This window comes from Pseudoalteromonas sp. SCSIO 43095, from assembly GCF_023650455.1.
GTDB classification, from domain to species: domain Bacteria; phylum Pseudomonadota; class Gammaproteobacteria; order Enterobacterales; family Alteromonadaceae; genus Pseudoalteromonas; species Pseudoalteromonas tetraodonis.
In genome coordinates, this window is record NZ_CP087995.1 from 2,421,015 (window position 1) to 2,444,782 (window position 23,768).

Annotated in this window: 18 protein-coding genes; 10 read left to right on the plus strand and 8 right to left on the minus strand. The window is 40.3% G+C overall.

Annotated elements, in window-relative coordinates; genetic code table 11:
- Window positions 1-2 precede the first annotated feature (2 nt).
- From LOC50_RS11425 to LOC50_RS11435, 3 genes are all read right to left on the minus strand, one after another.
- Window positions 3-902, minus strand: a complete 900-nt coding sequence (locus LOC50_RS11425; RefSeq protein WP_036980207.1) for a GGDEF domain-containing response regulator — start codon at window positions 900-902, stop codon at window positions 3-5.
- The gene (locus LOC50_RS11430) at window positions 892-4,662 is read right to left on the minus strand and encodes a PAS domain-containing hybrid sensor histidine kinase/response regulator (RefSeq protein WP_250653242.1); all 3,771 of its coding nucleotides are present in this window, start codon (window positions 4,660-4,662) and stop codon (window positions 892-894) included. The genes LOC50_RS11425 and LOC50_RS11430 overlap by 11 nt, the downstream gene beginning before the upstream one ends.
- Window positions 4,663-4,728: 66 nt before the next feature.
- Window positions 4,729-6,120, minus strand: a complete 1,392-nt coding sequence (locus LOC50_RS11435) for a PhoH family protein (RefSeq protein ID WP_069439845.1) — start codon at window positions 6,118-6,120, stop codon at window positions 4,729-4,731.
- A 299-nt stretch (window positions 6,121-6,419) separates the two neighbouring features.
- On the opposite strand from LOC50_RS11435, the gene rapA reads away from it, so the two are divergent.
- The 3 genes from rapA (at window position 6,420) to LOC50_RS11450 (ending at window position 11,131) form a co-directional block, all read left to right on the plus strand.
- Window positions 6,420-9,314 carry an RNA polymerase-associated protein RapA gene (rapA, locus tag LOC50_RS11440; RefSeq protein ID WP_250653243.1) on the plus strand — a complete coding sequence of 965 codons (2,895 nt, stop codon included), beginning with the start codon at window positions 6,420-6,422 and terminating at the stop codon, window positions 9,312-9,314.
- A 140-nt stretch (window positions 9,315-9,454) separates the two neighbouring features.
- Complete coding sequence (rluA, locus tag LOC50_RS11445) at window positions 9,455-10,108, plus strand: bifunctional tRNA pseudouridine(32) synthase/23S rRNA pseudouridine(746) synthase RluA (RefSeq protein WP_028835629.1); 654 nt, start codon at window positions 9,455-9,457, stop codon at window positions 10,106-10,108.
- A 93-nt stretch (window positions 10,109-10,201) separates the two neighbouring features.
- Window positions 10,202-11,131, plus strand: coding sequence for a DUF3530 family protein (locus LOC50_RS11450; protein ID WP_250653244.1), 930 nt, complete (start codon window positions 10,202-10,204; stop codon window positions 11,129-11,131).
- Here the strand turns inward: LOC50_RS11450 and djlA are convergent.
- The 3 genes from djlA to LOC50_RS11465 are packed head-to-tail and all read right to left on the minus strand — an operon-like array spanning window position 11,114 to window position 13,659.
- The gene (djlA, locus tag LOC50_RS11455) at window positions 11,114-11,971 is read right to left on the minus strand and encodes a co-chaperone DjlA (protein ID WP_008113211.1); all 858 of its coding nucleotides are present in this window, start codon (window positions 11,969-11,971) and stop codon (window positions 11,114-11,116) included. The genes LOC50_RS11450 and djlA overlap by 18 nt on opposite strands.
- Window positions 11,972-12,004: 33 nt before the next feature.
- Window positions 12,005-12,661, minus strand: coding sequence for an N-acetylmuramate alpha-1-phosphate uridylyltransferase MurU (gene murU / locus LOC50_RS11460; protein ID WP_036980213.1), 657 nt, complete (start codon window positions 12,659-12,661; stop codon window positions 12,005-12,007).
- Window positions 12,658-13,659 carry an aminoglycoside phosphotransferase family protein gene (locus LOC50_RS11465; protein WP_138564019.1) on the minus strand — a complete coding sequence of 334 codons (1,002 nt, stop codon included), beginning with the start codon at window positions 13,657-13,659 and terminating at the stop codon, window positions 12,658-12,660. The genes murU and LOC50_RS11465 overlap by 4 nt, the downstream gene beginning before the upstream one ends.
- A 94-nt stretch (window positions 13,660-13,753) precedes the next feature.
- On the opposite strand from LOC50_RS11465, the gene lptD reads away from it, so the two are divergent.
- The 7 genes from lptD (at window position 13,754) to LOC50_RS11500 (ending at window position 22,738) form a co-directional block, all read left to right on the plus strand.
- Window positions 13,754-16,000 (plus strand): LPS assembly protein LptD, encoded by a 2,247-nt coding sequence (gene lptD, locus LOC50_RS11470; protein ID WP_138564017.1) that lies wholly within the window; start codon window positions 13,754-13,756, stop codon window positions 15,998-16,000.
- A gap of 96 nt (window positions 16,001-16,096) precedes the next feature.
- The gene (gene surA / locus LOC50_RS11475) at window positions 16,097-17,392 is read left to right on the plus strand and encodes a peptidylprolyl isomerase SurA (RefSeq protein WP_036980216.1); all 1,296 of its coding nucleotides are present in this window, start codon (window positions 16,097-16,099) and stop codon (window positions 17,390-17,392) included.
- A 2-nt stretch (window positions 17,393-17,394) separates the two neighbouring features.
- The gene (gene pdxA, locus LOC50_RS11480; RefSeq protein ID WP_250653245.1) at window positions 17,395-18,387 is read left to right on the plus strand and encodes a 4-hydroxythreonine-4-phosphate dehydrogenase PdxA; all 993 of its coding nucleotides are present in this window, start codon (window positions 17,395-17,397) and stop codon (window positions 18,385-18,387) included.
- A complete protein-coding gene (gene rsmA, locus LOC50_RS11485) occupies window positions 18,384-19,190 on the plus strand; it encodes a 16S rRNA (adenine(1518)-N(6)/adenine(1519)-N(6))-dimethyltransferase RsmA (protein ID WP_008113221.1) in 807 nt (268 codons plus the stop codon). Before pdxA ends, rsmA begins: the two co-directional genes overlap by 4 nt.
- Window positions 19,174-19,569 carry a Co2+/Mg2+ efflux facilitator ApaG/CorD gene (gene apaG, locus LOC50_RS11490; protein WP_250653246.1) on the plus strand — a complete coding sequence of 132 codons (396 nt, stop codon included), beginning with the start codon at window positions 19,174-19,176 and terminating at the stop codon, window positions 19,567-19,569. The genes rsmA and apaG overlap by 17 nt, the downstream gene beginning before the upstream one ends.
- A 15-nt stretch (window positions 19,570-19,584) precedes the next feature.
- Window positions 19,585-20,403 (plus strand): symmetrical bis(5'-nucleosyl)-tetraphosphatase, encoded by an 819-nt coding sequence (locus LOC50_RS11495; protein WP_138627217.1) that lies wholly within the window; start codon window positions 19,585-19,587, stop codon window positions 20,401-20,403.
- Between the two features lie 319 nt (window positions 20,404-20,722).
- Window positions 20,723-22,738 (plus strand): methyl-accepting chemotaxis protein, encoded by a 2,016-nt coding sequence (locus tag LOC50_RS11500; RefSeq protein WP_138627218.1) that lies wholly within the window; start codon window positions 20,723-20,725, stop codon window positions 22,736-22,738.
- Between the two features lie 358 nt (window positions 22,739-23,096).
- Here LOC50_RS11500 and rpmG read toward each other — a convergent pair whose 3' ends face one another.
- Window positions 23,097-23,252, minus strand: coding sequence for a 50S ribosomal protein L33 (gene rpmG / locus LOC50_RS11505; protein ID WP_004587947.1), 156 nt, complete (start codon window positions 23,250-23,252; stop codon window positions 23,097-23,099).
- A gap of 11 nt (window positions 23,253-23,263) precedes the next feature.
- A complete protein-coding gene (rpmB, locus tag LOC50_RS11510; protein ID WP_008464111.1) occupies window positions 23,264-23,500 on the minus strand; it encodes a 50S ribosomal protein L28 in 237 nt (78 codons plus the stop codon).
- Window positions 23,501-23,768: the final 268 nt, after the last annotated feature.

Consider the following 23,768-nt stretch of genomic DNA (forward strand, 5'->3'; position numbering starts at 1 on the left):
ATTTATTGGGCGCTAATTTGATTGCGCCCTAACTTTTTCGCATTATACAAACCGGAGTCAGCTTCTTCTAACAATGCTTTTTCAGTGTAAGCTTGGCTACTCTCACTAGAAGCAATACCGATGCTAATGGTGACGTGTGTAGCGTTTAAAGACGCATTATGTTCAATATTCAAATCATTAACGGCGTTACGTAACTTGTTGGCAAAAGCAATTGCACCTTGCTGATTGGTTTCTGGTAATACGGCCACAAATTCTTCACCGCCGTAACGCGCAATAAAATCACCGCCACGCTCACATTGCGTGGCTAACGTTTTTGCCACTGTTTTTAAACATTCGTCTCCAGCTCGGTGGCCATAGTAGTCGTTATAACGTTTAAAATGATCAATATCTATGAGTAAAACGCACAAAGGAGAGTGGTTACGCTTACTTCTACGCCACTCTCTTTCTAAGTTCTCATCTAAATAACGTCTATTAGGTATTTCTGTTAAGCCATCAATAGAGGCAAGCATTTCTAGCAAATCATTTTTTTGCTTAATTAATAGCTGGTTCCGCACTCTAACTTTCACAATAGCGGCACTAAATGGCTTACCAATATAATCCATTGCGCCGAGCTCTAGCCCCTTTGCCTCATCTTCATGACGGTTGTTTGCAGAGATAAAAATAATAGGAATAGCCTGACTTATACTGTTCTCTTTTAGCTGTACGAGCACTTCATAACCATTCATACCAGGCATCATGATATCTAAAATGATTAAGTCTATTTGCGTGTGTTTAACAAACTCCAGCGCGTCTTCACCGCTTGTCACTAAGTAAACATCATGCTCATCGCTTAAGGTTTTTTCTAAAATGATTCGGTTATGCGCATCGTCATCTACAATTAATATTTTTGCTTTATTTATCATTGCTTACATCTAAAATTTTTATAAAAATATGAACTTGTTTTAACTGTATTATCAGCTCTTTAATTGCAGCATTGGCGTTCTTGTCGCCCACTTTTAATAATTGCTCAGTATGTTGAGCACATAATAATAATCGGTTAAACCCTAAGTTTCCTGCTATCCCTTTTAGACTATGCACTAAGCGTACCATTTCAATAGTAGGTATGTCTTTTTGAAGCTCAGCTGAATATGACTCATTTAACACCGCTAACTTAGTAAGCATGCTTTGCAATAGCTTCTCATCATTATTGAACTGTGTCAAAGCGAAGGTTTTATCAAAAAAGCAAGGCTTAGATATGCCTAAATCAGCTATCGATGCCAATAAAATAGGCGCAACCACGGGCTTAGTTAAATGTTTATTCATACCACTATTCAATGAGCGTGCAATATCGGCAGGCTCACAATGTGCAGTTAATGCAAAAATAGGCAATTGCTGGGCGTCAAACTGTTGGCGTATTATTTGGGTTGCTTGATAGCCATCAATACCCGGCATTTGAATATCCATTAAAACCAAATCGGGGCGCAATATATTCACCCATTCAACCCCCTGTTTAGCATCACTAGCAGTCACAACATTCACTTCGGCTTTACACAATATACTGCTAATAATATCGAGGTTGAGCGGGTTATCATCTATGGCTAATACTAAGGTTCCCGCTATTTCTTCCTGTGGTTTATCCGCTTTATATTGAGTTACTTTCTTTAACTTTTCAGGGGTTAAACTAAGTAACCGCTGCGCCAGTGCACTGCGCGGTAAATACTGGCTAATAAAAGAGTCATTTATTGAAAGCTGACTCGGTTGCGAGTGCGCTATAACGATGAGTGAAGTAGTACGAGTGTGTAATACTGCTTTTATTGCTGACGTGAGAAAGGCAGGTACGTCATCAGCATCGATTACAATGGTATGCGCCTGTTGCAAACAATCAGGATCAGTTACGACTATTTCAAGAGCTTGATTATTGAAAAAAGGATGCGCGGTAATAACCTGATTAAGCAACTGACTCTTCGCGCTGGTGATCAGTAATAGTCTATCTGTAAAGCTTGCTGATTTCTCGGTATCTGTCGCTAAATCAAGCGTGAAGTAAAAATGACAGCCATGGCCTTTATCACTACTGAGTGCAATTTCACCTCCCATTAATGCCACACTATGCTTTACAATTGCCAGCCCTAAGCCAACCCCTTGATGCAAGCGAGTAGATGATTCATCACCTTGTGTAAAGGCATCAAATAAACGGCGTTGATCCGCTTGAGCAATCCCCACTCCTGTATCGATAACCTGAAAACAAATACGCTGCTCTTTATCGCCCTGGCTCGGCTGTAATGTCATTTTTAATGTCACACTGCCTTTATTGGTAAACTTAACGGCATTGGTAAGTAAGTTACCTAATACTTGTTGCAAACGAATTGTATCGCCGACTAAAAATGGAGAAATTTGCGAGTCTATGTCGATTTTTAGCTGTATCTGTTTTGTTTGGCATAAAGGTAAAATTAAACTTTCGCAGGTGTCAATCAAATCAACTAAGCACAATGGCGCTAATTGCAGTGTTGCTTCTTTACTTTCAACGCGGGCAAAATCAAGCATACTATTTAGCATCTGCAACAAATTATTAGCCGCATATTTTGCTTGGCTAGTTTGTTGAATTTGCCGCTGCGTTAACCCGTGCTCTGCGAGCATATCCAATAACCCCAACACGGCATTGAGGGGGGTGCGTATTTCGTGGCTTAAATTAGCAATAAAACGGCTTTTAGCTAACGTGGCACGCTCTGCATCATCTTTGGCTTTGGTAAGCTCTGTAACATCTTGAATATGAATAACATAATAAAGCGGCTGGCTATTTTCATTCCAAATTAACGACATACTCAACTGTAACCAGGCATTTAATCGGGTATGAGCCAAGGTTAAGTGAAACACCCTTTTTTTATTATTTAATAATTGCTGTAGTAACGCTTCAAGCTTCTTCCATTGTGTATTATTAAAAAGCGCATAAAAAGGAGTATCGGTTAATTTATCATGCTTGGAAAATAATTTTCGTGCGGCTTTGTTTACTTGTAAAATAGCGTACTCAAGCGACAGTAAAAACACCCCATTTGCGGCAAATTCAATTGCGCTTCTAAATATAGATTCAGACTCTTTTAATGCATACAAAGTATGTTGTTGTTCTGTAATATCACGGCCAACCCCCATAGTTCCTAATAATTGCTGCTGTTCATTGTAAAAGGGAGCAATGGTTAACTGATAAGTTCGCTCAGCAACATCTATGCGCTGCTGAATTTGCATTTTATGCTGTAATACTTGATATTCCAGCAAACTAATTTGTTCATACTCGTTACTTATGTTGTGTATTTGCTGCCCAAGGAGTTCACCTTGAGTTTTTCCAATAAACAACTCAAACGCTTTATTACAGCCTAAAAAAATGCCTTCTGTATTTTTAAAATAAATAAAATCAGGCACGCTATTAAGTACTGTGTTTAATAACGCTAAATGACGCTCTTTTGCTTGGTCGCTATGTTTTAGCTTTTGCGATTGTTGCCGCACTTGATCATCTAACTTTTGATTAGCATTTTGCAAAGAAATAACTAAGTGCTCATTTTTCGAAAAAATAGCTTTTACCCGCGCAAACCAAGGTTGCCAGTTTAACGGTATTTGGTAATTTAAATACCCGCTATTGTCATCGTTATGATGCTCTAAATAACGTATCAACTCGGTCATAGGTTTGATAAATATACGTTTGCTTAACCAAAAAAAGATGTAAAACATCAAACATAAAAATAAGACTAACAAAATAAACTCTATCAATACTTCATACACGATACCGCTTGAGAGGGTGTGCTTGTCAGCAAGAAACGCCAGATGAATAGGGTTCTTTTTTGAAGGTTGAATTAAAAATAATGAGTCTGCTCGCGCATTACTCTTTTGTGAGGGGCTTTTAATATTAGGCCAATAGGTCGATAACTTTATGGCTTGATTAATTGGCTGCTGTGAACTGGCAATAATTTCATTCTCTTGGTTGATAAAAACATACTCGCCTTGCTTTGAGGTTATTTTTTTCAACCAACTAGAGATAGCCTGTAAGTCATATATTAAAACAATATAATCTGAGGAGTTAAGCTCTCGCTGTCGGCCAACTGCAAAATATGCGTTATTGTCTACTTTAATAACGGCACTTGAAGTGAGTGTGTTCGCTGAAGGTAAGGGTTTAAAATCGCCATTAAGCACCTGCGTTAAAATATAACTTTGTGTATTGTTACGCCGAGCTAAATAAGCAAAGCCGCGCTCATCAACATAGGCTACAGAATGCAGCGACGACAGCAGCGCTAAGGCAGTGTTGAAAGACGGAGCCAGCGACATGACTTTTTGCCAGCGAGATAATGCCTGTTCGGAATAGCTGAATTGGCCTTTTCCTACTATTTCGCCATTAAAATGTGCTACCTGGCTATAATAATAATGCTCGTATTGATTAATGTTTTTTGTGAAGGCCTGATTCGCTGGTTGTGGGGCGTGTTTGTCATACATTATAAACATCGCATTAAGTAAATCGTCCATGGCTTGCATATCATGGTCAAGCTGCGCCGATAACGCACTAAAATCGGTGGTCTTTTTTGTTATTGCACGGTCCATTTTTATATCATAAAAATGCAAACACAAAAAAGAGGCCACCAATAAAGGGATTGCTAACGCCACAAAAACAGAGCGATGATAATGTTTTAGCGGTAAAAAATTCAACGACCTACCTAATTATTAGCTCAAAAATAAAACTGTAGACTATAGAGCCAAGATGTTAAGCGCAAGTTATAAATTTTCCTCGGCGAACGAAGCCAGTCGACTGCGTACTACCCCATTAAGATTTACGGTAGCACCACCTTCAAAATGTTTAAACCGCTCTACAATATAGGTAAGCCCCGAAGTAACCGCCGTTAAATAATTACTGTCTATTTGAGCTAAATTCCCAGTACAAATTAGTTTTGTTCCTTCCCCACAACGAGTAATAATAGTTTTTAGCTGAGAAGCCGTTAAGTTTTGGCTTTCATCTAAAATCACCACCGCATTTTGAATACTGCGTCCGCGCATAAAATTCACCGACTTAAACTGAATGTTGGCTTTTTCCATAATGTAATTACGGCTCGAAATTGGGTTTTCATCACCTTTATGCAGCACTTCTAAGGTATCGGTTATGGCAGCCAACCAAGGCGCCATTTTTTCTTCCTCGGTACCAGGCAAAAAGCCAATTGATTCTGCAATTTCAGGGGTATTACGGGTTACAATGACTTTGTCGTAAATACCTTTTTCAATCACCATTTCTAGCGCACACGCAAGTGCCAGTAAAGTTTTACCACATCCCGCTGGGCCGGTTAAAATAACAAGCTCAATAGACGTGTCGAGCAAGGCATCAAGAGCCATTGCTTGGTAAATATTTTTTGGTTTTATTCCCCATGCACTTTGATGCATCAACCGCTCTGCACCAATATCTTTAATGGTAATATGCTCACCATCATACGATTTAACTCTAGCGGCAAACTGATCGCCATCATCAAGTAAATATTCATTACAAAACACATCAGGAATTAAATCTTTAGGGATATGATGAACTGTTTCGCGTCCGTGTTGCTCAGTATTACACTGACCGACGTGCTGCCAAAAATCGCCCTCAATTTTTTTATAACCACTGGTGAGTAAATCAATATCGTCAATTAACTGATCAGTACGATAGTCTTCAACATATTTAAGCCCCGCCCCTTTGGCTTTTAAGCGCATGTTAATATCTTTAGTTACTAATATGACTTTTTTATCGCTATGCTGGTTTTGTAAATGCACCGCACAATTAATAATACGATGGTCGTTTTCATTGCCCGGCAAACCAGAAATAGAATCGGCAAATAAATGGTCGTTTACAATAATTAAGCTGCCTGTCGATCCGCCTTTTTTATTCTTTGGCAGCGCCACACCTTGTAGCATTTGTTCGGGAGTTGCCTGACTCAACACCCCATCAAGGCCACGAATAGCCACTCGCGCATCGCGGCTCACATCGTGTTTTCTATCTTTTATATGATCAAGTTCTTCCAATACGGTCATTGGGATAACCACTTGGTGCTCTTGGAATGACAAATACGCGAGGGGTTCGTGAAGTAATACATTGGTATCTAGCACATACATTTTACTATCAAAATTTGAAGCTTTTCCCATAGTACTTTCCTTACGTTTTATGATTTTTATGCTATACCCAATAAACTAATCAGTGGTTACTAATAAACTTGATTAATTACTTAGATATAATTTGAGTTTAGTCTATTTGTCATAAAAGTCTGTTTTATGACAAATATCATTTAGTTTGAATTTTCCACAAAATCGACGCACTAATGAGCGCTTTGGGTTGGTAATAATTCATACTTATAAAATTAATTAAAAGTCAGGCAAATAGCGCCTTGCAGTGGTGTTATCTAACAGGTAACATAGCCGCCTTTTTCTTCATAGACGAGACATACATGAATTTTTCCTTAGGTCAGCGTTGGATAAGTGACACAGAGTCAGATTTAGGATTGGGCACCGTTGTTGCCATTGATGGCCGCCAGGTCAGTATTTTATTTCCTGCCAGTGGTGAAAACCGTGTTTATTCTTCTGCAGAAGCACCGGTAACCCGCGTAGCATTTAATCCTGGGGATGTGATCCGAAGCGTTGAAGAATGGGAATTACAAGTCGAGTCTATTGAAGTGCAGGGTGAGTTACTGTGCTATCACGGAGAGCGTGTTGATAACGGTGAAAAAGTACAATTAAAAGAAACTTTTTTAGATCACTTTATCAAGTTCAATAAACCGCAAGACCGCTTATTTGCAGGCCAAGTAGACCGTTTTGATCGGTATACTTTGCGCTATCAAACCTGGTTACATCAGTTTGAACGTCAGCAATCACCTCTTAAAGGCTTAATCGGTCAACGCGCTAACCTTATTCCGCATCAGCTTTATATTGCTCAAGAAGTCGGTAAACGTTTTGCACCACGGGTATTGCTTTCTGATGAAGTAGGCTTAGGTAAAACCATCGAAGCGGGCATGATTTTACATCAACAAATTATCACCGGTCGTGCCAGCCGTGTACTTATTGTTGTGCCTGAGAACTTACAACACCAATGGTTAGTAGAAATGCTACGCCGTTTTAATTTACGTTTTTCAATTTTTGATGAAGAACGCTGCGACGAAGCGTTTGCTGATTCACCCAATGTATTTGATACCGAGCAACTGGTACTTACTAGCCTTGAGTTTTTAACCAAGAAAAAACGCTGGTTTGAACAAGCTACGTTGGCCGACTGGGATTTATTAGTAATCGATGAAGCGCATCATTTAAGCATTAACAACAATAAACCCAGTGCCGAATACCAACGTATGGCTGAGCTGAGCCAAGATATTCCTGGGCTAATTTTATTAACAGCAACACCAGATCAACTGGGTCATCGTAGTCATTTTGCTCGTTTACAACTGCTCGACCCAGATCGTTTTTACGACTATGACGTTTTTAAAGAAGAAGAAGCAAACTACAAAGACGTTGCCGAAGCTGCTAATCAGCTATTACAAGAACAAGCACTGGATGACAGCGCAAAAGCCACATTAATTGAGCTATTAAAAGAAACAGATATCACCGATATCCTTGAAAAAGCCCAACAAGGCGACCTTGCTGCACGTAAAGAAATACTCAATATGTTACTGGATCGCCATGGCACTGGGCGCATATTATTTAGAAATAGCCGCAGTGGCATTGATGGCTACCCTAGCCGTAAATTACATGCCTACCCAATGGCATTACCTAAGCAATACAAAACAGCAATGACCGTACTGGGTAATATGAGTGGCATTCAAAATGCCGAGCTCACTGCGCAACGTGCACTTTTCCCTGAAAAAATATTTCAAGAATTTGAAGGTGAAAGCGCAAGTTGGGGATTATTTGACCCTCGCGTAGATTGGTTAATTGAAACGCTAAAAACACTCAAGCGTGAAAAAGTACTTCTTATTTGTGCTAAAGCCGAAACAGCGATTAGCCTTGAGCAAATATTACGTGAACGCGAAGCAATTAAAGCCTCTGTGTTCCACGAGGGCATGTCGATTATTGAACGTGACCGCGCTGCGGCATTCTTTGCCGATGAATACGATAACGCACAAATATTACTGTGTTCAGAAATTGGTTCAGAAGGTCGTAACTTCCAGTTCTCACATCACTTAGTGTTATTTGATTTACCACTCAACCCCGATTTACTTGAGCAACGTATTGGTCGATTAGACCGTATAGGGCAAACACAAGATGTGAACATTCACGTGCCTTATTTCGAAAACACGGCACAAGAAGTACTACTGCGTTGGTATAACGAAGGCTTAGATGCGTTTGAAAGCACATCAACCACTGGGCAGTTGCTGTATAAAGAGTTCAGCGAAGATTTACTTGAGTACATTGCAGCTCATAATTGTGATGAAGATGAGCTAGATCCACTCCTTGAGCAAGTAGCACAAAAAAACGCAGTATTACGTAAACAAATGGAAAGTGGTCGAGATCGCTTGCTAGAGCTACATTCATCGGGACAGGGTGCTGCTGATTCACTTGTGGCTGACATTGAAAAGCTCGACAACCAGTTTGAACTGCCAAGCTACATGATCAACGTGTTCGACACCTTTGGTGTAAGCCAAGAAGATAAAGGTGAAAACACCATTATTTTAAAGCCCACTGAGCACATGTTAAACGCTTCGTTCCCATCGCTAAAAGACGATGGTATGACAGTAACCTTTGACCGCGATACAGCGCTTTCTCAGGAAGATGTGCACTTTATTAGTTGGGATCACCCTATGGTGCAAGGCACTATGGATATGATTTGTGATGATGATTTTGGTAGTTCATCGGTGGCGTTACTTAAAAACAAAAAGTTACCACCAGGCACCTTTTTTGTTGAGCTAATATTTGTTGCCGAAGCCATGGCACCAAAAGCACTGCAAGTTGGCCGCTTTTTACCCCCTACGCCAATTCGTATTTTACTCGATAAGAGCAGTAATAACTTAGGTGAAAATGTTGGTTTTGATGGCTTTAATCAGCAACTATCTGCGGTAGGTCGTCAAACTGCGAGTAAATTAGCTGGTGCATTACAAAGTGCGGTTCATCCAATGATCAACACCGCAAAAGACATGGCACAACAAAAATTGGATGTTATCCGTGCCGAGTCATTAGTAAAAATGCAAACATCGTTAAGCGAAGAGCAACAGCGATTAGTTGCACTGAAGCAAATTAATCCAAACATTCGCCAAGAGGAAATTACCTTTTACGATAAACAACGCAATGAGCTAACTGCACATATTGAAAAAGCGCAGTTAAAACTTGATGCGATTCGTTTGATTGTGGTTTCGCACTAGAGAATCTAGCTGTCAGTCGTTAGTTAAAGATCAACTAGCGTGTGCATTGAAAAAAGCGCGATATTTATATCGCGCTTTTTACTTGAGCCTTTGCCCTCGCTCCACTAAAATAGCGCACTTCAAAATCACTGAGGTTTGCCGTGTTAGTTAACTACAATCCCCCTATGAGCCCGTATTTAACTATACTGTTTCAAGATGATGATTTACTTATTGTAAATAAGCCTAGCGAGTTACTCACCGTCCCAGGTAAAGACCCAAAACATGCCGATAGTTTAATCAATCGCGTCAATCGTGTTTTTCCTAGTGCTAAAATTGTTCACCGTTTAGATATGGCTACCTCAGGCATACTTTGCTTAGCAATGAACAAAGCCGCTCATCGGCATTTAAGTATGCAATTTCAAGAACGCGAAACAGCAAAACGTTATATTGCACGTGTTTACGGGCAACTTGAAACTGAAACCGGCTCAGTTGACTTACCGCTTATTTGTGACTGGCCGAACCGTCCTAAGCAAATGGTTGATCATGACAATGGCAAACCTTCGCTCACTCATTTTAAAGTGCTTGAACGTGAAGCACAGGCAACCCGTGTAGAGCTTACTCCTATTACAGGGCGCTCACATCAGCTGCGCGTGCACATGCTAAGCTTAGGCCACCCTATTTTAGGCGATCGCCTCTACGCCCATAAAGACGCACTTGCTGCTGCTCCTCGGTTACAGCTACATGCACAAATGCTACAACTCAAACACCCTGTAACGGAGCAAGTACTTACTTTTGAAGCTGAGAGCGAGTTTTAACACGGATTAATCTTTTAGCTATTTACTGTAAATAGCTAAACTTTAAGCGTGCTTCGCCGATACATGAATAAGATTTAAATAAAAAGCTTATTTATGTTTATTCCGCAGATGTTTAAAGCCATTATTACTGCTCTTGTGCTTGGCTGTACGTTAATCGGTTTTCAAGCACTGAGTGCTGAGTATATCGCTCCTCCTCCCTTTTCAAAAAATATTGATGCGGATATCTCTCGCCTAGCCCAAAGTGATGAAGTAAAACCTATTTTAGCTGGTGATACTGAGTTTTTAACTTTATACAGTGAATATATAAGTGCCGACTTTAGAGGTGTTGTAATACTTATTCCTGACTGGCAATCAACGCCGACAAACAATGCAGGCATAAATTTTTTACGTAAAGAGCTGAATAATCAAGGGTATACCTCTTATGCAATGACAGTTCCTGATATTGATTGGCAAGCAGCTCAAGATGATGCAGCAAAAACGATTAATGATCCTGTGGGCAAAAATAATGAAACAGCCAACGCCAATACTAAGCCAGACACCAGTACACAAAAACAGCCCCATCATGCTGACTATGTTGAACAAGTAAATACTGAAGTGGTAGATGACTATAAATTAAAACTAGTCGCTCGCTACGAAGCTTTATACCAACAAGCTGCGATGGAGTCTGAGAATATTGTTGTTATAGCACAAGGCACCAGTGCTGGGGTGTTGTTGGAGCACTACGCTGAATTTTCAGACTTAAAAATAAACGCCTTCATTAGTTTAAGTAGCTACCTTCCTAATACAAAACGCAATGCAAAGTTAAGCCAAATAACATCTTTGGTCGCCCCTGCTTTGTTAGATATTTATTTTGCTACAGACAGTAATGACATCTTAATGAATCTTAAAAACCGCCAGCGTTGGGTTAACCGAAATGCAAAGTTTGATTATCGCCAACGTCAGTTGTTTGGATTACGCGATGCGCCGCAGCAACATGCGCGGCTAAGCAAAGAAATAGACGGGTTTTTACGCCGCCTTTTTTAAATACTCGTATGCCGCTTGAATATCTTGGCTTTTTTTAACCGCGACTTCCATCATATGCTTAGGTAACCCTTGCGATACGAGCTTATCAGGATGGTGCTGAGCCATGAGCTTTCGGTAGGCTACTTTAATATCACGTTGCGATGCGTCTTTATTTAACCCTAATAAGGCCAATGCTTGCGAACGGTTCATATCATTACTTGGCGGTACATGATGCCCTGAGCCTTCACGGTAGCTGCTACTTTGGCTTTGCTGCTGTTTAAAACGCTGTTGTTGCTGCCTAAAGTTAAACTCTGCTTGATAACGTTTTAATACAAAGGCAAAGTGTGCTTTAGACACACCTAGCTGCTTACTAACTTCTTGTAATAATTGCTTTTCTTGTGCAGCAAGTACCCCGTCAGAAAACGCCATCTGGATTTGAATTTCTAAAAATAACTGCAGTAAATCGTAACGTTTAGCAAAACGTTCTTTAAAGTCATAAACCGTGTCTTTGAGAGAAAAGTCGCTGTCTTTACCCGATTGAAACGCCTGCTGCGCTTCACGGCGCTCTTCGCCTTTTAAGCCCATTTCATCCATAAACAGCGTCGCTGCTTTAATGTGGGTTTCGCTAACACGGCCATTCGACTTGGCAATATGCCCCATTACCGCAAAGCAACTCGAAAAAAACAACGCTTGGCGTTCGTTAACATCATCGCCCTTAAAAAGGTTAGAAAAGCCGCCAGCTTTATCAAAGTCTTTTTTTAAGCTTTTATCAAACATATGGCCTAGGTATAAGCCTAAAATGGCACCAAATATTTTGCCAAACATAAAACCAAAACAGAAACCGAGAATTTTTCCCCACATTTTAAAACTTACCTCTAATGTTTTATATTTAGCTTATGGCGCTAGTTGTTGGTTAAGAGCCGATAAGCGCTCTGGCGTTCCTACATCGTCCCATTGGCCAATATAGAGTTCAGTGGAGACTAAATGTTCATTTAATTTTTCACGTAGCAAAGGGCCTAATGGCCGAATGCCTGGGGCTAGCCCCTCAAAAAAGTCAGCTTGATAGCGCCCTATGCCTGAAAAGGTATACCGCAGGCTACTTGTCGGTAAGTGGCTCAGTGTAAAATCGCCATCAGGATTATGCGCAGGGTTTTCAACCAATACAATGTGCGCCTCTTTAGGCTGTAAATGTAGCTGCATTAATGCACTGACATCATAGTCACTGTAAACATCGCCATTAATCACAATAAATGACTCCCCTAATAAGGGAAGTGCTTGAATAATACCGCCTGCGGTTTCAAGCCCGCCCGTCACTTCTTGGCTATAGGTTATAGTCACGCCCCACGCGCGCCCATCAGCAAAATAGGTTTTTATTTTATCTCCTTGCCACGCAAGGTTAATTATTATTTGAGTAATACCTGCAGCCTTTAGGCGCATAATATGATGCTCAATCAGTGGTTTTCCCGCTACACATAACATAGGCTTAGGTAACTGTGCGGTGAGCGGCATCATACGTTTACCGCGCCCAGCGGCTAATATCATCGCCTTCATGGTTGTTCCTCTTTTAACCGCTGTTGCACCTTTGGCACCACGCTAGTTTTTATCAAAGCCGATAAGTCGCTAAGCTCAGGGTATTGTGCCGCCACCTCTATTACGTATTCAAGTGTAGGGAGTATGTTTGCTAAGTAACCTTGTTTACCATCACGCAAATATAAACGACAAAAAATACCCGCCGCTTTTAAATGGCGTTGTAAACCCGTTAAATCAAACCAATATTTAAATTCTGCAAATGACTCGTTAGCTATTAAACCTTGGCGTTTAAATTCGTCGTAACCAAACTCAAGTAAATGATTCAGCTCGTCTTTAGGCAATTTAAAGTAGCAGTCTCTTAAAAGTGAGACTAAGTCATAACATAACGGACCTTGTACCGCGTCTTGATAATCAATAATCGCCCATTGCTGCTCGCAGCGCATAATATTCCGACTGTGATAATCGCGGTGCATTGTGACTGTGGGTTGCTCAAGCAGTGTATTTATTAGCAGCGCTGTACTTGTTTGCCAAGTCTGTTGCTGCTCAGCGCTGAGCTCTGCGCTAATAAAATCATTAACCAGCCAATTTTTAAAAATATCCAACTCTAATGCAATAAAGTCACGGTCATACGGATTCATTGACGGCGCAGCTGGAGTTTTTGCCCACTTGGCACTTAAACTGATCAGTTGCTGGTAATACTCGCTGCGATTGGCATCATCAAGCAAGTCAGCTAAATGGGTGCTACCTAAATCACTTAGAATAAAAAAACCTTGCTGCTCGTCACTATGAATAATGGATGGCAATAAAAACCCCTGCTCAGAAAACACCTTGTTTAATGCAATATAAGGGACGTTGTTAACTTTTTTTGGATCGGAGTCCATCACAATAAAGTTTTTATTTTCAGCGTTTAACCTATAATAACGGCGAAAACTGGCATCTGCAGTTATTGCATTAAGCGCATAGGATTGCTCACTAAAGTGAGTATTAATAAACTGTTGTAAACTCTCAAAGCGTGTCATTTTATAAGCTATCTATTTTTCACTAATTACTTTGCCATTGTTTTCCTTTATTATGTATAGCTTGTAACTAATCACAGAGCATAAAGGTCGATAAATGAGCAAAACCTGGGGCATTTTGATGCTAAGCGTACTGAGCGCACCATCGCTTGCCGAAACTGAACTGACACACAATTTTTGTGGCACTTCAATGCAAACCAGAGCTTGGCAACCGCTTGCTGGCCTTGAGCTTGGAACGGTTGATATCAGCGCTGATGACGTTGAGCTTTTAGGAACGCAAAGCGCTGAATTTACTGGCAATGTTGATATTAACACCGTTAACATGAGTTTGTCCGCACAATCAGCACTTATTGATAAACAACGTGGCCTGCTTAATGCCACTGGCCCAATTACCTATCGCGATTATGTAAGCCACGTACAAAGTTCGGGCTTAAATGCCGATTTAAATAACTCAGCATTTAGTTTATTAGGCGCACAATATAGCCTAACACAACAACAAGGCAAAGGCGGCGCGGAAAAGCTCACCGTCGATAAGTCTGGCTTAATGCTGATGAATGCAAGCTTTACTGCGTGTCCAGGTAATACGCCTGTGTGGGCTATTGAAGCCGATGAAATAAACTTATCACGTGAAGAAGGCTGGGGCGAAACCTACAATGCCGTGCTACGTATTTTAGATACGCCGGTACTCTATTTACCTTATTTTACTTTCCCACTCGATGAGCGCCGTAAGTCAGGCTTATTAACGCCCAGCTTTTCAAGTTCAGATCGCTATGGATTAGAAACGATTACGCCTTATTATTGGAATATTGCCCCTAATTATGATGCCACTATTACCCCGCGTTATATGTCACGTAAGGGGCTACAATTACAAACTGAATTTAGATATTTAACCCCAGAGCACCAAGGTTTAGTGGCTGTAGAATATTTAAATAAAGATGACTCAGAGCCTGAGCTTAACGAGCGTTTTTTGTTTCATTGGCAACAAAAAAGTTATATTGGTGAAGACTGGCGAGCCAGTATTGATATTACCAATGTTAGTGATGATAACTACCTCACTGATTTAAACTCAACCTATGCAAGTAAAACCGATACGCAGCTTTATCGTACCGGCTCGCTAACCCATATGGGCGAAATGTGGCGTACTGATATAAAGATGCAAAACTTTGAAGTACTCGGTGACCACTTAGAATCATACACGGCGTTACCACAAATTAGCTTTACCCAAACCACCCCTTGGAAAATTGATTATTTCGATTTTAGTGTTTCAGGCGAGCTGAGCCATTTTACTAACAGCTCTGCGGTAATTGACCAAGCTACTCGCGTGCACATCGAACCTAAAGCACGCTTTGATTACAAAGAGTATGCCTGGTCATTTTTATCTGAAGTGAGCTTATTGCAAACTAACTATAAACAAGACGGTGATTTACAGGGTACACAGTATAGCGATAATGTTTCGCGTACTTTGCCTAAAGTGCGCTTATATTCTCAGCTTAACTTTGAGCGCGACACCTCAATTTTTATTGACGATGGTATTCAAACTCTAGAGCCACAAATTCAGTATTTATATACGCCTAATAAAGATCAGTCTGACATTGGCTTATACGATACCACCAAGTTACAAGATGACTTTTTTGGTTTATTCAGGGATGCGCGTTTTTCAAGTGTTGACCGAATTGCCGCAGCTAATCAATTTACATTAGGGGCTACAACGCGTTTATTTGATAAGAAAAATGAAGAAGTATTTAACTTCAGCGCAGGCCAAATATTTTATTTAAGTGATTCAGCCAAGCCTACAGAGCAAGGACTTAATAGCGGTAGTAACTACAATGCCTTGTTTGCAGCGCAAACCATGTTACATTGGCACCGCCGCTGGTATTTATCGGGTGGTATTCAGTACGACACGGATGGCAAGCAAATTATCCAGTCAAATTTAACCTTAGACTATAAAGGTGACGATAATCAGCTGGTTCAATTGAACCATCGCTATGCAAATGATGTCTCAGGAAATACAATCGAGCAAGCGGGCTTATTTACAAGCATCCCTATCAGTGACGAGTGGCAATTTATTGCAAGTTACCATCGCGATCTTGATAATAACCGCAGTATTGAAGTATTGAGTGGATTACAGTATGAATCGTGCTGTTGGGCGTTCCAAATTACTGGCCATCGCCAAATTGAAACTGATTTAAATCAGTCAATTGGGCAACCCCAAGCCACTTTTGATTCGAGCATTCGTTTGAATTTTGTATTAAAAGGGCTTGGTAGTAAAAGCCGTTACGATGCTCAAAAATTATTACAACAAGGTATTTTTGGTTATCGTAGGCCGTATTTTCTTAATGACTAAACTGCTTTATTTATAGTAAAAATTTACAAATAACTATATTAATTTAGCCGTATTTAGCATTACAACAGTACTATTAGTAAGAGTAGTAAAAAGAATATGAATTTAAAAAAATTATTAACATCAGCAGTTTTAACGTTCAGCTTGTGCCAAAGTGCATTTGCCGCCCCTGTCGAAATAGACAAAGTAATTGGTATTGTAAACCAAGGCGTTATTTTAAAAAGTGAAGTAGACACTATTGTTGATCGCGTAAAAAAACAAGCAGAAAAACAAAACCAACAGCTGCCAAAAGACGAAACACTACGTGTTCAGGCGATTGAGCGTTTAGTAAATCAAACCTTGATGATGCAGATGGCTGAGCGCATGGGCTTAGAAATTTCAGATAGCCAGCTTGACCAAACACTTGCCAACATGGCTAAAGAGCAAGGCGGTACAATTGCTGATTTGCGTCGTACTATTGAAGCGTCGGGTGAGAGCTTTCAAGCTTACCGCGAAGAAATTCGTAAAGAGATAACCACGCAACAAGTTACACGTGCAAACGTAGACCGCCGTATATATGTAAGCGACCAAGAAATTGATAACTTACTAAAAATTATGGATAGCCAAGGCCAAAATGCCGAAGAATACGATATTGGTCACATACTTATCGATATTCCAAGTGGTGCAAGTGCAGACGACGTTAGCTCAGCAAAAACACGCGCAGACAAAGTTATTGAACTGCTGGAAGATGGCCAAGAATTTAAACGTATTGCCATTTCATCATCAAGCGGCTCAAAAGCGCTTGAAGGCGGACAATTAGGCTGGATGGGCATTAACGAAATGCCATCGTTATTTGCAGAAGCTGTAAAAGGTAAAAAGAAAGATGCGATTATTGGTCCACTTCGTTCCGGTGCGGGTTTCCACATCATTAAAGTGCAAGACGTACGTGGCCGCCAAGTAGTAGAAACCACTGAGGTTAAATCTCGCCATATTCTTATTAAGCCTTCAATTATTTTAAGTGAAGAAAAAGCTCGCACTATGTTAGCAGGCTTTGTTAAAGATTTACGCGCCGGCGATGCTGACTTTGCAGAACTTGCTAAAGAGCATTCACAAGACCCAGGTTCAGCACTTAAAGGCGGTCAATACGATTGGACTGATCCAACCACCTACGTGCCTGCGTTTAGAGATACGTTACTATCACTTGATAAAAACGAAATCAGCGAACCATTTAGAAGTCAGTTTGGCTGGCACATTGTGCAGTTACTAGATAAACGTGTTGCAGATAAGACAGAGCAAGCTAAACGCAATCGTGCACATGGCATGTTGTTTAATCGTAAATTTAAAGAAGAAAGCTTTAACTGGCAGCAAGAAATGCGCGAACAAGCCCACGTTGAAATTTTCCCAATAGACGAATAATTATGACCTTAAGAATTGCGGTAACCCCCGGTGAGCCTGCAGGCATTGGCCCAGACTTGCTATTAAAACTGGCACAGCACAGCTGGGATGCACAACTAGTAGCGATTGCAGATGCATCGCTACTAAAACAACGCGCTAAGCATTTGGGTTTAAACATTAAATTAATTGAATTTGATGAACAAGCCAAAGCAATGCCAACAGCGGCTGGCAGCTTATATATTAAGCAAATTAATTTAGCAGAGCCCGTTGAGCTTGGCGTGCTTAATGACGCCAATGGACAATACGTGTTAGATACATTACGTATTGCCAGCGAGAAGAATATGGATGGCACATTTGATGCCGTTGTTACGGGGCCTGTTCATAAGGGTATTATTAACCAAGCCGGCATTTCTTTTAGTGGCCATACTGAGTACTTTGCTCAGCAATCAGGTACAGCTGATGTGGTTATGTTATTAGCCACTGAAGGTTTGCGTGTTGCCCTAGTAACCACACATATTCCGCTTGCTTATGTCTCTCGTGCTATTACGCAAGAGCGACTAGTTAAAGTCGCTAATATTCTTAACCATGACTTGAAAACTAAATTTGGCATTGAGCAACCTCGTATTTTAGTCTGTGGCTTAAACCCACATGCCGGTGAAGATGGCCATTTAGGCCGCGAAGAAATCGACACGATTACGCCTACGCTCGACCTACTAAGAGCTGAGGGGATGAACTTAATCGGGCCTTTACCAGCCGATACCCTATTTCAAGATAAATACCTAAATGAAGCCGATGCAGTGCTGGCTATGTATCACGATCAGGGATTACCTGTGCTAAAATACAAAGGATTTGGTAAGTCAGTGAATATAACTCTCGGCCTTCCATTTATTCGCACCTCAGTCGATCACGGTACTGCGCTTGATTTAGCCGGTACAGGCGATGCTGATGTTGGCAGTTTTGAATTAGCGATCCGCGAAGCAATTAAGCTCGCCCATGAAAAAGCACAGAATCAATGACCGATAAAGTACACTTAGGACACCGCGCCCGTAAACGTTTTGGCCAAAACTTTTTATTCGACGAGTCAATTATCGACAAAATCGTCACCGCTATCGATCCTAAACCGCAAGATAATTTAGTAGAAATTGGCCCAGGTCTAGGCGCTATTACCGAGCCTGTTGCCGATTTAAGTGGCCATTTAACGGTTGTTGAGCTAGATAAAGATTTAGCCCAGCGTTTAATTGAACACCCATTTTTAGGGCCAAAATTAACCGTAAACCAAGGCGATGCAATGAAGTTTGATTTTGCAAGCCTGGTTAAAGATGACAAAAAGCTAAAAGTATTCGGCAACCTGCCGTACAACATTTCAACGCCTTTGTTGTTTCACTTGTTTGAATTTGCCGATCATATTGAGCACATGCACTTTATGCTGCAAAAAGAAGTGGTAAAGCGCATGGTAGCAGGCCCAGGTAGTAAAACCTTTGGTCGCTTGAGTGTGATGACTCAGTATTATTGTCATGCGATGCCTGTGGTAGAAGTACCGCCTGAGTGCTTTAAACCGGCACCTAAAGTCGATTCTGCGGTTATTCGCTTAATCCCTAAAAAGGCACAGCAGCGCACCGCTAAAAGCGTTAAAATATTAAACACCGTTTGTTTAGAAGCGTTTAATCAGCGCCGTAAAACGTTGCGTAACAGCCTTGGCAACCTTCTAACAGCTGACGAATTAACCAGCATTGGCATTGATATTACTTTGCGTGCTGAGAGCCTGTCGTTACAACAATTTATTGATATAGCTAACTGGATTTATGACAACAAGCAGTAATAGTAATATAGGATCACCTGTAAAGGTATCTGTTGAAACGTTTTATGTGGAAGAGCAATCGCAACCCGAACTAGATAAGTTTGTGTTCGCCTACTCCGTTACTATAAAAAACCACAGTTTATGCAGTGCAAAACTACTTAGCCGTTATTGGCTGATTACTGATGCCAATGGCAAAGAAGTAGAAGTGCAAGGCGAAGGTGTGGTGGGTGAAACCCCAGATATAGCTCCAGGTGAAAGCTACAAATATACCAGTGGTGCAATAATAGATACACCGGTAGGCACCATGCAGGGACATTACATTTTACGTAACGAGTTTGGTGCTGAATTTAAAGCACCCATAAACGTATTCCGCTTAGCCTGTCCTAATATCTTACACTGACAAAAACAGGTAACAATGGCCGACTACGCAATAGGTGATTTACAAGGCTGCTTTGACGAATTTAGTTTATTGTTAAAGCAAGTCGACTTTAACCCTAGCAAAGATCACTTATATTTAGTGGGTGATATTGTCGCTCGCGGTCCAAACTCGAAAGCGTGCCTTGATTTTATTTATCAACATCAAGACAGTGTTAGCGTCACATTAGGCAATCATGACTTACACATGATTGCCTGTTATTTAAATAATGTTACACCTAACCCCAAAGACAGACTCACTGCACTGTTTAACAGTAGTAAACTGCCCCACTACATTGCGTTTTTACAAACTCAGCCTTTAGCTCTTTATTTAGAGCAGTATGATTGTTTTATCTCTCATGCAGGACTTAACCCTGATTGGTCATGCGTACATGCTATTGAACACGCTCAATTTGCTCAACAGTGTTACAGTCAAAACAATGCCGAGTTCTATTTTAAAAACATGTATCAGCCTCACCCGCTAAAATGGACTGAGCAACTTGATGATGCTGCTAAATTTCGTTACATCGTTAATTATTTCACTCGCATGCGCTTTATTACGCCTGATAATTTGCTCGATTTTAATGCAAAAGAAGCAACAACAAATTCATCATCACTAATTCCTTGGTTTTCTCATCCTGCCATTATGAACGCTCAACATGACCTAATTTTTGGGCACTGGGCAGCACTTGAAGGCAAAACGCCCTACAACCACCTTTATGCTCTAGACACGGGTTGCGTATGGGGTGGCTCAATGACACTAATAGAACTACAAAGTAAGCAAAAATTTTCAGAAAAATCACAACTTTTGTCTAAATAAACTGAAAAAAGTTAATACATCTGTTAAGTTTAAAAGTGGATGTTAAATTGCATAATTACAAAACATTCACAATATTGTGTAAAAAAATAGTAATACTCTTAATTGAGTTAAACATAGGCAATAAACAAGTGTTAACGCCTTACATTATTTTTTATCCCTAATCGAAGACTTGTATTATGCATGCTTGGTTTGTAATTAAGTTTCGCGGTAAATTTAGCAACTAACTATTAACAGTAAAAATTGATTATTTTTAATTACTTAACTTATTGTTGAAAGCGCCGATAAGTTTTAATAGACGTATTTTTGAATGGAAAACCATATGAATCTAACAGTGAGTCAACGTATTTGGGGTGGTTTTATATTTATCACTTTATTACTTTTAATTATTGGCGGTAACTCTTTAATAAAAATAGCAAATATAGATCGTTCAACTCAAAAAGTTAATCAGCTATCGCTCCCTGCATTGAACAAAAGTGCACAATTACAAGCTGAATTTATTTTGATGAGTAAAGCCGCCCAAGCTAGTTTCCATATTACATCGGCTCAAGAACTCGCCTCATTAAAAGCTCAAATAGAAGAACAAAAACAAATATTTGATAAATTACACCGCGAACTACAACAAGTTGTTAAAGACGATCCACAATTAAACAAAAGTAGCCTTGAAGTTGAAAAAACCTATCAGAGCTTTTCAAATATCATAAGCAGCCTGCTTAAAGATAAAAACACCCAGCTAGTGCTTAACAAAAAGCTCAAAGCGCAACTAGACACCATTGAGCTCGCGGCAGAAGATGCCAACTCTATAGTGCTTGATATTATTGATATTGATGGTTTAGAGGATAATCATCCACGCGCTTATCAAGCAGCTAATAATCTAGAAAATAACTTTATGTCCGTGGTTACCAGCAGCACCGACATGCTAACCGTTAAAACGCTTAACACGCTCGATATTATCAAAAACGAGCAAGTGTATTACTTTGAAGAAGTCGTTCGTACCGTTTCATTAATAAAGCCGGCGATAGAGCAAAGTCACAGCAGCTTGTTTAATGACTTAAAGGGTTATATAGATACCCTAGAGAGCAATATTTTAGGTAACGATAGCCTTTCAGCGAATAAAAAGCGCCTTATTGACGCAATAAGCACAACCGAGCGTGAATTAGCAGAGTCTGAAAAAGCGACTAAAACAGCGCTTAGCCAAATTGACGAATTAGTATTACAAGCCAGTGGCGTTGCATTTACATTACAAGAAGGCGTACGTAGTGACGTAAACTCAGCTAATTTATGGACATGGATAGGTATGATCATTGCGACTATTATCGCTGTGCTTGTAGCCATCATTACGGTTAACCGTATTATTAAGCCATTAGCGGAAGTAAATCGTATTCTAGATATTGTTGCCAGTGGTGATATGACTCAACGCTTAGATGACAGCGCAAAAGATGAATTTGGTGAATTATCGAAAAGTTGTAATACCTTAATTGATAGTTTACGTAGCTTAATCACCGGTATTATTTCACGTTCAACACAACTTGCAGCCGCTTCTGAGCAAACCTCAACAATTACCGGTGAATCAAGCAAAGCAATCAGTAATCAGCAAGCGCAAGTAGAGCAAGCAGCAACCGCAACCACTGAAATGAGCAGCACATCACAAACAGTGAGTAATAGTGCACAACAAGCACTGAGCGAAATTAAAAATGCCGATAAAGAAGCGGAGCGCGTTAAAGGTATTTCAAATCAAAATAAAGCAACCATTGAGCAACTCGCCTACGAGGTAGACGAAGCATCAAGTGTTATCAATAAACTACACAAAGATAGCGCATCAATTGGTAGTATTTTAGATGTTATTCGCGGTATTGCGGAGCAAACTAACTTACTTGCACTTAATGCGGCTATTGAGGCTGCGCGTGCCGGCGAGCAAGGCAGAGGCTTCGCCGTGGTAGCTGATGAAGTAAGATCACTTGCAAGTAAAACACAAGAGTCGACCCAAGAAATTCAATCTATGATTGAGTCACTACAGTCGGGCGCTGAAGAAGCGGTTAAAGCTATGGAAAAAGGTAAAGAACGCGCGGTTTCGTGTGTTGAGCAAAGTGACTTAGCCAATAGTGCACTGGATTCAATTACCCTTGCAGTATCACAAGCGCATAATGTCAGTGAAGAGATATCAACAGCAGCACAAGAGCAACAACAAGTATCACAAGAGATCAGTGAGCGCTTAGAGTCTATTGTTGCTATTGCCGAGCAAACAGCAGAAGGCGCTGTACAAACGAATATTTCAAGTTCAGAAGTGGCTAAATTAGCCGAAGAGCTAAGAATATCAGTAGAGAACTTTAAAGTATAAATATCGCGCTGTAAGTAGCCTTAGAGCTACTTACAGCTCATACCCTAGTCAGTTACCGTAAAACCTCTTTCTTCCTCTTCAGGCATACTTAAATAGCTCATAACCGCACTCTAAATACACAATACCCAACGACTTAGCCCGTAAAATTATTTAATGCTCATACTCTTTATGTTTTTTAGTTATAAACAACTGATGCCATTATCTACGGAATAATTCGTGGCGCTTAACAAAAGCCAATTAGCGATTTAATTCAATGGGTATCATTACGGTGATATGGTTTCGGTGGATGATAGAGCAGATTTTAAAAACAAAAAACCCAGCATAAGCTGGGTTTTTACATTTCTGAAAGAAAACTAAATTACTTGATTTTAGCTTCTTTGAAAATCACATGTTTACGAGCCTTAGGATCGAATTTTTTGATTTCCATTTTTTCAGGCATGTTACGCTTGTTCTTGTCGGTAGTGTAGAAAAAACCAGTACCAGCAGTTGAAACTAAACGGATCTTATCGCGCATAATTCAGTTCCTTAAACTTTTTCGCCACGAGCACGGATTTCTGTAAGAACCGTGTCAATGCCTTTTTTATCGATAATACGCATACCTTTAGTAGTAGTGCGTAATGTTACAAAACGTTTTTCACTTTCAACCCAAAAACGGTGTGTTTGTAGGTTAGGTAGGAAACGACGTTTAGTCGCGTTTCTCGCGTGTGAACGGTGGTTACCAACCGCTGGACGCTTACCTGTAACTTGACATACTTTAGACATGTCTATATATCTCCAATAACTTCGCTCGAGCTTAATTTTCCCTAAGGCCATGTATTTGTGCCCTAGAGATAAATCGAAGGGCGCTCTTTATACAGCTTTTACAGGCAAAGATCAAATACTGATCTTATCCAACCAGCTCATGTGTAAATTTGATAGCGGCTAATTATAAAGATCGAATGCCCTTAGGGAAAGTAAAAACTGCATTTAAATTAAACTAATTTGCCAAAACGCACTAAACCGCTCATTTTTAGCACATATCTGTAAACGA

What these genes read in the sequence shown, in the direction of transcription:
- pdxA (WP_250653245.1), top strand. Translation starts at nt 17,395, where the DNA reads ATGACCTTAAGAATTGCGGTAACCCCCGGTGAGCCTGCAGGCATTGGC.
- LOC50_RS11435 (WP_069439845.1), bottom strand. Translation starts at nt 6,120, where the DNA reads ATGGGAAAAGCTTCAAATTTTGATAGTAAAATGTATGTGCTAGATACC.
- LOC50_RS11425 (WP_036980207.1), bottom strand. Translation starts at nt 902, where the DNA reads ATGATAAATAAAGCAAAAATATTAATTGTAGATGACGATGCGCATAAC.
- djlA (WP_008113211.1), bottom strand. Translation starts at nt 11,971, where the DNA reads ATGTGGGGAAAAATTCTCGGTTTCTGTTTTGGTTTTATGTTTGGCAAA.
- LOC50_RS11495 (WP_138627217.1), top strand. Translation starts at nt 19,585, where the DNA reads ATGGCCGACTACGCAATAGGTGATTTACAAGGCTGCTTTGACGAATTT.
- murU (WP_036980213.1), bottom strand. Translation starts at nt 12,661, where the DNA reads ATGAAGGCGATGATATTAGCCGCTGGGCGCGGTAAACGTATGATGCCG.
- rpmB (WP_008464111.1), bottom strand. Translation starts at nt 23,500, where the DNA reads ATGTCTAAAGTATGTCAAGTTACAGGTAAGCGTCCAGCGGTTGGTAAC.
- LOC50_RS11450 (WP_250653244.1), top strand. Translation starts at nt 10,202, where the DNA reads ATGTTTATTCCGCAGATGTTTAAAGCCATTATTACTGCTCTTGTGCTT.
- rpmG (WP_004587947.1), bottom strand. Translation starts at nt 23,252, where the DNA reads ATGCGCGATAAGATCCGTTTAGTTTCAACTGCTGGTACTGGTTTTTTC.
- rapA (WP_250653243.1), top strand. Translation starts at nt 6,420, where the DNA reads ATGAATTTTTCCTTAGGTCAGCGTTGGATAAGTGACACAGAGTCAGAT.
- lptD (WP_138564017.1), top strand. Translation starts at nt 13,754, where the DNA reads ATGAGCAAAACCTGGGGCATTTTGATGCTAAGCGTACTGAGCGCACCA.
- surA (WP_036980216.1), top strand. Translation starts at nt 16,097, where the DNA reads ATGAATTTAAAAAAATTATTAACATCAGCAGTTTTAACGTTCAGCTTG.
- LOC50_RS11465 (WP_138564019.1), bottom strand. Translation starts at nt 13,659, where the DNA reads ATGACACGCTTTGAGAGTTTACAACAGTTTATTAATACTCACTTTAGT.
- LOC50_RS11500 (WP_138627218.1), top strand. Translation starts at nt 20,723, where the DNA reads ATGAATCTAACAGTGAGTCAACGTATTTGGGGTGGTTTTATATTTATC.
- rsmA (WP_008113221.1), top strand. Translation starts at nt 18,384, where the DNA reads ATGACCGATAAAGTACACTTAGGACACCGCGCCCGTAAACGTTTTGGC.
- apaG (WP_250653246.1), top strand. Translation starts at nt 19,174, where the DNA reads ATGACAACAAGCAGTAATAGTAATATAGGATCACCTGTAAAGGTATCT.